Annotated in this window: 9 protein-coding genes and 1 pseudogene; 1 reads left to right on the forward strand and 9 read right to left on the reverse strand. The window is 60.4% G+C overall.

Features of this window, described 5'->3' with window-relative positions:
* Positions 1-88: 88 nt before the first annotated feature.
* The 4 genes and pseudogenes from CHB99_RS30495 to CHB99_RS04610 form a co-directional block, all read right to left on the reverse strand.
* Positions 89-1,168, reverse strand: a pseudogene (locus CHB99_RS30495) (cache domain-containing sensor histidine kinase); the annotation flags it as partial.
* A 433-nt stretch (positions 1,169-1,601) separates the two neighbouring features.
* Positions 1,602-2,141 (reverse strand): hypothetical protein, encoded by a 540-nt coding sequence (locus tag CHB99_RS04600; protein ID WP_141137239.1) that lies wholly within the window; start codon positions 2,139-2,141, stop codon positions 1,602-1,604.
* Positions 2,134-3,132, reverse strand: coding sequence for an isopenicillin N synthase family dioxygenase (locus CHB99_RS04605; RefSeq protein ID WP_042121639.1), 999 nt, complete (start codon positions 3,130-3,132; stop codon positions 2,134-2,136). Before CHB99_RS04605 ends, CHB99_RS04600 begins: the two co-directional genes overlap by 8 nt.
* A 93-nt stretch (positions 3,133-3,225) precedes the next feature.
* Positions 3,226-4,305, reverse strand: a complete 1,080-nt coding sequence (locus CHB99_RS04610; RefSeq protein ID WP_084702513.1) for a fatty acid desaturase family protein — start codon at positions 4,303-4,305, stop codon at positions 3,226-3,228.
* 293 nt (positions 4,306-4,598) lie between these two features.
* Between CHB99_RS04610 and CHB99_RS04615 the strand changes: the two genes are divergently transcribed.
* Complete coding sequence (locus tag CHB99_RS04615) at positions 4,599-5,495, forward strand: LysR substrate-binding domain-containing protein (RefSeq protein WP_042121641.1); 897 nt, start codon at positions 4,599-4,601, stop codon at positions 5,493-5,495.
* Positions 5,496-5,678: 183 nt separating this feature from the next.
* On the opposite strand, the gene glmS is transcribed toward CHB99_RS04615, so the two are convergent.
* The 5 genes from glmS to CHB99_RS30030 all read right to left on the reverse strand — a co-directional run.
* Positions 5,679-7,514, reverse strand: coding sequence for a glutamine--fructose-6-phosphate transaminase (isomerizing) (gene glmS, locus CHB99_RS04620; RefSeq protein ID WP_042121642.1), 1,836 nt, complete (start codon positions 7,512-7,514; stop codon positions 5,679-5,681).
* A gap of 3 nt (positions 7,515-7,517) precedes the next feature.
* Positions 7,518-8,294: a DeoR/GlpR family DNA-binding transcription regulator gene (locus CHB99_RS04625; RefSeq protein ID WP_042121643.1), complete on the reverse strand. Its 777-nt coding sequence runs from the start codon at positions 8,292-8,294 to the stop codon at positions 7,518-7,520.
* A gap of 193 nt (positions 8,295-8,487) precedes the next feature.
* Complete coding sequence (gene glmU / locus CHB99_RS04630) at positions 8,488-9,855, reverse strand: bifunctional UDP-N-acetylglucosamine diphosphorylase/glucosamine-1-phosphate N-acetyltransferase GlmU (protein ID WP_042121645.1); 1,368 nt, start codon at positions 9,853-9,855, stop codon at positions 8,488-8,490.
* A gap of 113 nt (positions 9,856-9,968) precedes the next feature.
* Positions 9,969-10,388 (reverse strand): F0F1 ATP synthase subunit epsilon, encoded by a 420-nt coding sequence (locus CHB99_RS04635; protein ID WP_042121646.1) that lies wholly within the window; start codon positions 10,386-10,388, stop codon positions 9,969-9,971.
* 44 nt (positions 10,389-10,432) lie between these two features.
* The coding region (locus tag CHB99_RS30030) for an ATP synthase beta subunit C-terminal domain-containing protein (RefSeq protein WP_487379628.1) at positions 10,433-11,086 on the reverse strand (654 nt) is incomplete at its 5' end.

Consider the following 11,086-nt stretch of genomic DNA (forward strand, 5'->3'; position numbering starts at 1 on the left):
TCGAGGCGACGCGGCTGTTGGTTTCCGACGCGCTCTGCAGGTCGGCGGAAGCGTTGCCGATGCGCTGGACCAGCGAGCGGATGCGTTCGAGGAACTGGTTGAACCAGCCCGCCAGGGTCGCGGTTTCGTCGTTGCCCTGGATCGGCAACGAACGGGTCAGGTCACCCTCGCCTTGCGCGATGTCCTCCAGACTGCCGGACACCCCGTTGATGGGTTTGATGATCACGTTGGCGAATGCCGCACCAAGCACCGCGAACAGCGCCGAGAGCACCAGGGCGATGGCCAGGATGGTCCAGGTCAGGCTGGTGACGCCGGCCATGACCTCGCTTTTCTCGATCAGGCCGATGAAGCGCCAGCCGAGGGTCGGCGAAGTCCAGACATTGGCCATGTAGCGCTTGCCACCCAGCTCGACTTCCACCAGGCCCTTGCTGGTACCGGCCAGTTGCGCGTAGTCGCTGCCAAGATCCTTGAGCTGCTTGAAGGCGTTGGCGGGATTGCTCGGGTCCACCAGCACCGCGCCGGTGTCCTCGACCAGCATCAGGTAACCGCTTTCGCCGAGCTTGGTCTTGCCGATGAATCCGGCCAGTTGCCCCAGCGACACATCGGTACCCATCACCCCGAGCACCTCGCCGCCCGGGCCATGAATGGTGCGCACGGTACAGATCAGCGCTTCGTTGCCCCACAGGTAAGCGCTGGTACGCATCACCTTGCCGGGGTTGGCGACCGCCAACTGGTACCAGGGGCGCTTGCGCGGGTCGTAGTTCTTCAGGTCCGGCTCGTCGGGCCAGGCCACGTAGTTGCCATCGGTGCGCGCCATCGAGACGAAAGAGGTCGTCGGGTGGGCCTTGGCGTAACGGGTGAAGCGTTCGAGCAGTTGCCGGCTGCCTTCCGACAGCGGAAGGCTCGGCGCGGTTTCGCCGGTGTAGACCTTCAGTTCCCTGGTCTCGACGATCTGCGGATCATCGGCCCATTGCGCGACGTTCTGCGCGATGGCGTCGAGGAAGACATTGACCGTATTGTCGATCTGCCGAATTTCACGGCTGGAAGTATCCACAAAGCCGTCTCGGGCTTGTTCGTTGAGGTTGTAAACCACCAGGCAGGCGATCAGCGCCACCGGGATGACGGCGAGAGCGCCGAATGCACACGTCAGCTTTGTTTTTATATTCATTGTGTTGGCTTCCGATACGACGTGCCCTGAGCTCCGCTCAGGGGGCTTTGAGATCTGCTGTCACGCTCCGGCCGAGAGGCAAGGCGAACGCTCTGCTGGACGTTTCAGCACGTCGCAGAATGGCAATTTGATGTTGCCCGCGCAAGCCACCGGGAAGGCGTGATGACCCCGAATTTACTGGGTCTGGAGGGAAGTTGATCGTGTGGACAGGACAGATACTTGTCTGTTTTCACTGATTTTGTACGGCAGATCGTTTCTGCTGGAAGCAGTTCGCGGCGCAACGCCGTGGTGATGGCCGGACCATTGGCCCGAAGAAAAAATCCGCAGGTCTGTCGACGGACTGTCCGCCCCAATGGGCCTGAGTGGGCGGCTCAGCAGGCCTGCGGAAAAACAGGCAACGGCATGGAGCGGACCGCGTCCGCTCCATGCATCGCTATCGAGAGGAACTGGCAGAATCTTCCTGTTGTTTCAGCAGCGGTGTCTGCAGGGCTGACAGGGGTTCGGCCAGGGTTTCCGTCGATGGCGCGGTCCCTTTGTAGCCGATCAGCACCACCCCGACGATGCACAGCACCGCGCCAACGATGTTGATGGACGACAGCCCCTCCTTGAGGATCAGAACCCCCACCAACACCAACGCAACGTTGATGATGGCTCCGGTCACGACGTTGCCGGTGCTGAGGTCCCAGCCACTTCGATACATCAGCAGGAAGCCGATTTCCATGAGGATGATGCAGGCGGCGATACCCGCCTGGATCCAGGTCATCTGCTTGAGGCTGGCGACGAACGTCCCGTTGTTCAGGAAAAAGGGCAGCATCAACGCCGCCAGGATGACAATCGCCACGTAGATCCCGATCAACGACACCACCGGGTTGATGGTGCTGGGGACCTTCTTCATGAGCATGTGGTACCCCACGGTCCCGACGATCGCCGCGGCGGCCGACAGATAGAATGCCAACGATCCCTTATCAAGCATGTTCGTTACTCCTGTGGGGTTCTTGGGTGTCACGGAACGTCGTTGTTTCGAGGAACCTGCGATCCATATATTCACCGGCGACGATGGGCTCGTACTTGCGCGGATTGTCATGGGAAATGCAGCTCGGCAGGCAGGTCACTTTCGCCTTGTAGTCTGGGTCCATGAAGAATGCAGCCGAATAGCGCACCTGGTTGCCGTTGTTCAACACCCGATGGATCGTCGCGGTGTAGCGATCATTGGTCCAAAGTGACATCAGATCACCCACATTGACCACCAGCGCCGATTCGATGGGCGTCACCGCGATCCATTCACCCGCGGCGTTCTTCACTTCAAGGCCGCCGGCACCATCCTGGGCAATCATGGTAATCCAGCCGAAATCCGTGTGTTCACCGGCACCGATGGCCTGGCCTTCGCGGTGTGGCGTCGGCGGATAGCGCAGCACGCGCAACTGGGCCATCGGTTTGACGAACTTGTCGTGGAAGTAGTCCTCCGGCATTTCCAGGGCCAGCGCGAAGACCTTGAGCAGGTTCTGCCCCAAGGCCAGCGCCTGCGCGTGATAGTCGAGCATCACCGGTTTGAACGAGGGCTGGAACTCCGGCCACGCATTGGGGCCATAGAACGGCAACCCGGCCTGCACATAGGGATCATCGCGCGACAGGTCGGAAGCCATGTCGAAGCCTTCCTTCACATCCCCGAGGATACCGTCCGACTTGTCAGCGCCCTGGTTGAAGTAGCCACGCATATAGGGCGACTTGTGGATTTCAACCGAGTCCTTGAGATCTTGCGGCAGGTCGAAGAACGCTCGGGTCTGTGCGAGCACTTCGTCGATGACAGCGGCATCGATACCGTGGTTGATAATCGTGAAGAAACCGATTTCCCGACATGCCTTGTCAATCTCCATAACAAGTGCCTTCGGTATCTCACGCCCCTCTCGCAGGGCGCTGACATCGATAACCGGGATGGAACTTGCTGCAGAGCGGAACTCACTCATTTTGACCTCGTCATTGATATCAAATAACGGCGACAGGCGCCTTGCAGCCATGCACGTCAGTACCCGGGGCTGGGTTGCCGGCATGGCCGCCCATCAACCCAGCAACTTGTCGGTATAAGCACCGGTGAAGTGTTCGAAAGAGAACAGGCCCTGCTCGTCGTAGGGCGTGCCTTCGTGTTCAGCCAACAGCCGGTCGACACGCCGCCGGTGATAAGCCGCAAGCAGGTTTGCGAAGGAAAACTCGGGCCTGTTCTCCAGCAGCGCGGCAGGCTCGACCCCATTCAGCTTGAGGATTTCCCGCTCCAGGACCGGCAGCAGGTACCACGGGCAACTGGGGAGCGCGTGATGGGTGCCGTGATAGCCAAAGTTGAGAATCAGGTAGTTGAGCCATGTCCACTTCCTCGCGACCGGCACCGAATAGGTGTTGTGCAACTCGTAGGTCTTGGAATACCTGATCGGGGTGTCCGTATCGGGCTCGACCTGCTCGTAGCTGTGCTGGAACGCATCGACGAACCTGGCGACATGGATGCGAATGAACGACGCGACGAACAACAGAGCCAGTGATACGACCGAAGCCGTTGAAAGTACGAAGAACAATGCCGAATAACAGGCCAGGCAAAACAGCACGCGCATTCTTTCCCGATGCGAGCCTTTCAAACCGCTGACGATCGTCTGGAACTTGATCGCGTAGAAACAACCGGGGATATATACCTTTTCCAGGGATAACAACGTCCACGACAACCAACGCGGCATTGTCTGCAAGAACTTATTCATATCGACGCCGATCAAGTCGACTTTGTCGGCATGGTGGCGAATATGATCACGCCGATATTCATCGAACGAGCTGTAGGCCAGACCGTTGATCAATGACAATACTTCGCCGAGCACGATGTTGCTCTTGTGGTTGCGAAATACCAGCAAGTGCGCGCAATCATGCGACAGGTACAGGGCCAGGATCATGGCGAGCGCCACCATCGGTACGGCTAGCAGATGAAGCAGGAGCCCCTGCGCTTCCACAAGCAGGGCCAGGCCTCCCAGGAACATCGCCGAAAGCAGCAACACCGCCAGCACGCCGGGTGCCCGCTTATAACCCTCGAACATTACCGAAAACAGTTGTTTCCTGGCGCTACCGCCCGGCACACTCAATGCCGGCACAGAAGTAAATGCCGTCATGGCCTATTCCTCATCCCTGAATAAGATCGATCGTTTCACCTCGCGATTCGAAAAAGGCTAAGGCCGCTTCAAATCAACCACGAAGTTACCAGCCCATTAATGGCAATTAATTCCTTACTTCCACGCGCCCGCGCTTGCATAGCAAGTTTATTTCGCCTGAGCTTTATCCTGATAATGCCGGGCGCTAACTTCAAACGCCCCATGTAACATCTTGAAAAAAAATACATCCGAGCGTAACGTGCAATCAAGCAACATAAACTTTGCCCGGCTTAATTTTTTTACAGGTGACATGGATGTTCTTGAAGCTGCCCCTGACGTCACTGCGAGCCTTTGAGTCGGCTGCCCGGCTCGGGGGGTTCAAGGCAGCGTCCGAGGAACTCGCCGTCACGTCCGCGGCGATATCGCACCAGGTGAAAGCCCTGGAAGTTCGATTGTCCACCCACTTGTTCGAGCGCACCGGCCAAGGGGTCAGGCTCACCAGTGATGGCCAGCGCCTGTACGACCAGGTGCACATGTCATTCATCGACATCAGCCACAGCCTGGACTCGCTCCAACCCCATGTCCGACAGGACTGCCTGACGATCACCACCACTCCGGCCTTCGCCAGCCTGTGGCTGATCCCGCGTCTGGGCGAATTCTATCGTCGCCACCCGAGCATTCGAGTCAGGGTCGAGACCAGCAACGAAGTCACCGACCTGCTCAGAAAGAGCTCGGTGGACATCGCCATTCGTTGCAGCGTGCGTGAGTATCCCGACCTGCATCAACTTCCCCTGATGCAGGAAAGTTTCTGCGCGTACTCACCGTCCGGAACCATCGAGCGCGACGACAGCAGTCCGATCGAGCTCATCAATGTGCACTGGCGAACCCCGTCGAGCATCCTGATCGATTGGGAGCACTGGCTGATCGCCGCCAACCGCAGTGCCTGGCTGAACAAGGCCATCCTTCGCGAATACGATGACGAGCACTACGCCCTGCAAGCCGCCATCTCAGGGTATGGCGCGGTACTGGCAAGCACCGTGCTGGTGGCCGACAGCGTGGCCCGCGGGCTGCTCAAGCCCTGCCGTCCGGAGATAAGACTGCCTGGCGCGCGCTACATCGCCGTGTGCATTCCAGGGCGCGAACGCAAGTCGCCCGTGAAGGAGTTCATGGATTGGCTGGCTCAGGAAGCGCTGGCGGCGGAGTCCGGATAGGGACGTGTCAAACAAGGATGTTGCGCGGGGCCTGGTGTGGGTTCGGGGCGTATTTGCCTTAGTGCTGCTGGTCCACTCCAGGTTCAGGGAACAGCGTGCTGCTTCTGAAAGCAAAGGAGCCGGGAGACTGCTCTCTCCGGCTCCTGTTACCGCTTTGATTACAGCGTCAACGCGGACGATTGGTTACTCGACGGTAACCGACTTCGCCAGGTTGCGCGGCTGGTCGACGTCGGTGCCCTTGAGCACGGCAACGTAGTACGACAGCAGTTGCAGCGGGATGGTGTAGAGGATCGGCGCCAGCGCATCGGCGATGTGCGGCATGGCGATGACGTGGGTGCCTTCGCCATTGCTCATGCCGGCCTGCTCGTCAGCGAAGACCACCAACTGGCCGCCGCGGGCACGGACTTCCTGCAGGTTGGACTTGAGCTTCTCCAGCAGTTCGTTGTTCGGCGCAACGGTCACCACCGGCATGTCGTCGTCGACCAGGGCCAGAGGACCATGCTTCAGCTCGCCCGCGGGGTAGGCTTCGGCGTGGATATAGGAGATTTCCTTGAGCTTGAGGGCACCTTCCATCGCCACCGGGAACTGCGCGCCACGGCCGAGGAACAGGGTGTGGTGCTTGTCAGCGAACAGCTCGGAGATCTTCTCCACGGTGGCATCCATCGCCAGGGCTTCGCCCAGACGCACCGGCAGACGACGCAGTTGCTCGACCAGTTCGGCTTCGACGCCAGTGCCCAGGGTGCCACGCACCTGGCCCAGGGCCAGGGTCAGCAGCATCAGCGAAACCAGCTGGGTGGTGAAGGCCTTGGTCGAAGCGACACCGATTTCCGGGCCGGCCAGGGTCAGCAGGGTCAGGTCGGATTCACGCACCAGCGAGCTGATGCCGACGTTGCAGATCGCCAGGCTGCCGAGGAAGCCCAGCTCCTTGGCGTTGCGCAGGGCCGCCAGGGTGTCGGCGGTTTCGCCGGACTGGGAGATGGAAACGAACAGGGTGTCCGGCTGCACCACCACCTTGCGATAGCGGAACTCGCTGGCGACTTCGACCTGGCACGGAATGCCGGCCAGCTCTTCCAGCCAGTAACGGGCGACCATACCGGCGTGGTAGCTGGTGCCGCAGGCGACGATCTGGACGTTGCGGACCTTGGCGAACAGCTCGGCGGCTTTCGGACCGAAAGCCTGGACCATCACATGATCGCTGCCCAGACGGCCTTCCAGGGTGCGCTGGACCACGGTTGGCTGCTCATGGATTTCCTTGAGCATGAAGTGGCGGTACTCGCCCTTGTCGGCGGCTTCCGCGCCTTCGTGATACTGCACGACTTCACGCTGCACGACAGCGCCGCTGGCGTCCCAGATGCTCACCTGTTCGCGGCGGATCTCGGCGATATCGCCTTCTTCCAGATACATGAAGCGGTCGGTGACCTGACGCAGGGCCAGTTGGTCGGATGCCAGGAAGTTCTCGCCCAGACCCAGGCCGATCACCAGCGGGCTGCCACTGCGCGCGGCGACCAGGCGATCAGGCTGCTTGGCGCTGATCACGGCCAGGCCATAGGCGCCATGCAGTTGCTTGACCACGGCCTTGAGCGCGTCGACCAGGTCGGGCGTGGATTTCAGGGTGTGGTCCAGCAGATGCACGATCACTTCGGTGTCGGTTTCCGAGCTGAACACATAACCCAGCGACTTCAGGTTTTCACGCAGGACTTCGTGGTTCTCGATGATGCCGTTGTGCACCACGGCCAGTTGATCGCCGGAGAAATGCGGGTGGGCGTTGTGCTCGGTCGGCGCACCGTGGGTGGCCCAACGGGTGTGGGCGATACCCAGTTGGCCGGCCAGCGGATCGGCGACCACGGCGGCCTGCAGTTCGCTGACCTTGCCGATGCGACGACGGCGCTCGAGCGCGCCCTGCTGGGTGTAGACGGCCAGACCGGCGCTGTCATAGCCGCGGTACTCCAGACGCTTCAGTCCTTCGATCAGAATGGCGGTGATATTGCGCTCGGCGACGGCGCCAACGATTCCACACATAAGTTAATGCTCCTGGCTGATAGCGGCACAAATCACGTTGATGCCGCGGGCTTCAATCTGTTCGCGTGCCTCACGGGGCAGGCGTTCATCGGTAATCAGGGTATTCACGCTGCTCCAGGGCAGCTCGAGGTTGGGGATCTTGCGCCCGACCTTGTCCGACTCGACCATCACGATCACTTCGCGAGCCACCTCGGCCATCACCCGGCTCAGGCCGAGCAACTCGTTGAAGGTGGTGGTGCCTCGAACCAGATCGATGCCGTCGGCACCGATGAACAACTGGTCGAAATCGTAGGAACGCAGCACCTGCTCGGCGACCTGGCCCTGGAAGGACTCCGAATGCGGGTCCCAGGTGCCACCGGTCATCAGCAGCACCGGCTCGTGCTCCAGCTCGCTGAGGGCGCGGGCGACATTCAGCGAATTGGTCATCACCACCAGGCCCGGTTGTTGGCCCAGTTGCGGGATCATCGCGGCCGTGGTGCTGCCACTGTCGATGATGATCCGCGCATGCTCGCGAATCCGCGAAACCGCGGCGCGGGCAATGGCTTTCTTGTACTGGGAAACTCGCTGGGCCTGATCGGCGATGAGTTCCTGCGGCAGGGTGACCGCGCCACCATAGCGACGCAGCAACAAGCCATTGCTCTCCAGCGCGGCGAGATCCTTGCGGATGGTCACTTCGGAAGTTTCGAAACGCCTGGCCAGCTCATCCACACTCACCTCGCCCTGCTCATTGAGCAAGGCGAGGATATTGTGGCGACGCTGAGGTGTGTTTCGTTTCGACATTCGCGCTTAAGTTTCGGTTCGAAAGATAATGGCGGCAATCAAAACCCAAAGTGCTCATCGGGTCAAGACACAATTCGAAAAAAGGCGATGTGGATAACATTATCCCCAGCCTGGCTTTTCCACAGCGACCCGACAAAGAGAAAGGCCGACTCCTGCACAGCACGAGTCGGCCCTTTTTCACGCTGTGGATATCTCAGCTCTTCTTGATCTTCTCCGGCCGCTTCCAGCCGTCGATGTTGCGCTGACGCCCGCGGCCTACAGCCAGTTGGCCAGCCTCGACGTTCTGGGTAATGGTGGAACCGGCGGCAGTCGTGGCACCCGCCTGGATATCCACAGGCGCGACCAGCGAGTTGTTGGAGCCGATGAACACGTCTTCACCGAGGATGGTCTTGAACTTGTTCGCGCCGTCGTAGTTGCAGGTGATGGTGCCAGCGCCGATGTTGGTGCGCGCGCCTACCTCGGCATCGCCCAGGTAGGTCAGATGACCGGCCTTGGCGCCTTCGCCCAGATGCGCGTTCTTCAGTTCGACGAAGTTACCCACATGGGCCCGGGCTTCCAGCACGCTACCGGGACGCAGGCGCGCGAACGGGCCGGCATCACTGCCCTCGCCCAGCACGGCACCTTCGATATGGCTGTTGGCCTTGATGATTGCGCCCTTGCGCAGGGTGCTGTTCTTGATCACGCAGTTCGGACCGATCTGCACGTCGTCCTCGATGACCACCTTGCCTTCGAGAATGACGTTGATATCGATCAGCACGTCGCGACCGACGGTGACTTCACCACGCACGTCGAAGCGTGCCGGATCGCGCAGGGTCACGCCCTGGGCCATCAGACGGCGGGCAGCACGGAACTGATAGTGCCGCTCCAGTTCGGCCAGTTGACGACGGTCGTTGGCGCCCTGCACTTCCATCGGGTCGTGCGGCTGCTCGGTGGCGACCACCAGGCCATCGGACACCGCCATGGCGATCACGTCGGTCAGGTAGTACTCACCCTGGGCGTTGTCGTTGGACAGGCGACCCAGCCACTCGGCCAGACGCTTGCCCGGTACCGCGAGAATGCCGGTGTTGCCTTCGCGGATGGCTTTCTGCGCGTCGCTGGCGTCCTTGTGCTCGACGATGGCGGAAACCTTGCCGTCGGCATCGCGAACGATGCGGCCGTAGCCGGTCGGGTCGTCCAGGGTGACGGTGAGCAGGCCCAGCTGTTGATCGTTGACCTTGGCCAGCAGGCGCTGCAGGGTCTCGACCTCGATCAGCGGCACATCGCCGTACAGGATCAGCACGGTGTCGGCGCTCAGCGCCGGCAGGGCTTGTGCAACCGCGTGGCCGGTCCCCAGCTGTTTGTCCTGGAGCACGAAATTCAGATCGTCCGCGGCGAGACGGTCCCGCACCAGCTCGGCACCATGGCCGATCACGACGTGAATACCTTGCGGCTGAAGCTGACGAGCGCTGTGGATAACATGCCCGAGCATGGAATCACCAGCGACCGGATGAAGAACCTTGGGCAACGCGGAACGCATGCGCGTGCCTTGGCCCGCAGCGAGAATAACGATATCAAGAGACATTGACTGGCTACCAATCCTGGGTGGTCAGCGCTGTGACCGGAAGAAATACAGCGGAAAAAGAAAAAGGGTAGCCGAGGCTACCCTTTAACTCAATCGCTTCGCGAGTGACCGAATCAACGGCCTTTGCGAAGTTGCTGGACGGTACGCAGCTGGGCTGCGGCCTCGGCCAGACGTGCGGCGGCGGCCGAATAATCGAAATCCGCGCCTTTTGCATTCAGGGCATTTTCAGCAGCTTTCACTGCTTCCAGCGCCTGAGCTTCATCCAGGTCACCAGCGCGCTGCACGGTGTCGGCGAGAACCTTGACCATGTTCGGCTGGACCTCAAGGAAGCCACCGGAGATGTAGAACACCTCCTGCGAGCCGCCTTGCTTGGTCAGCGTGATCGGACCCGGCTTGAGGTTGGTGATCAGCGGCGCGTGACCCGGGGCGATACCAAGATCACCCAGGTTGCCGTGTGCAACCAACATCTCGACCAGACCGGAGAAGATTTCTCCTTCCGCGCTGACGATATCGCAATGGACTGTCATAGCCATTTGCTTGCCTCGACCTGATTAGCGCCCCTTTCGGGGCGCCGGGATTACAGTTTCTTGGCTTTCTCGATCGCTTCGTCGATGCTGCCGACCATGTAGAACGCTTGTTCTGGCAGGTGGTCGTAGTCACCTTTGAGGATGCCGCTGAAGCCAGCGATGGTGTCTTTCAGGGAAACGTATTTGCCTGGAGAACCGGTGAAGACTTCTGCCACGAAGAACGGCTGGGACAGGAAGCGCTGGATCTTACGAGCACGGGCAACCAGTTGCTTGTCGGTCTCGGACAGCTCGTCCATACCCAGGATCGCGATGATGTCCTTCAGCTCTTTGTAGCGCTGCAGAACATACTGAACGCCACGAGCGGTCTCGTAGTGCTCGGTACCGATCACCAGTGGATCCAGCTGACGGGAAGTCGAGTCCAGTGGGTCTACCGCTGGGTAGATACCCAGGGAAGCGATGTCACGGGACAGTACGACGGTGGCGTCCAAGTGGGCGAAGGTGGTCGCTGGCGACGGGTCGGTCAGGTCGTCCGCAGGTACGTATACGGCCTGGATCGAGGTGATCGAACCTTCCTTGGTGGAGGTGATGCGCTCTTGCAGAACGCCCATCTCTTCAGCCAGGGTCGGCTGGTAACCTACTGCCGAAGGCATACGGCCCAGCAGTGCGGATACTTCGGTACCGGCCAGGGTGTAACGATAGATGTT

Origin of the sequence: Pseudomonas japonica, assembly GCF_900188455.1 — a bacterium.
GTDB lineage: Bacteria > Pseudomonadota > Gammaproteobacteria > Pseudomonadales > Pseudomonadaceae > Aquipseudomonas > Aquipseudomonas japonica.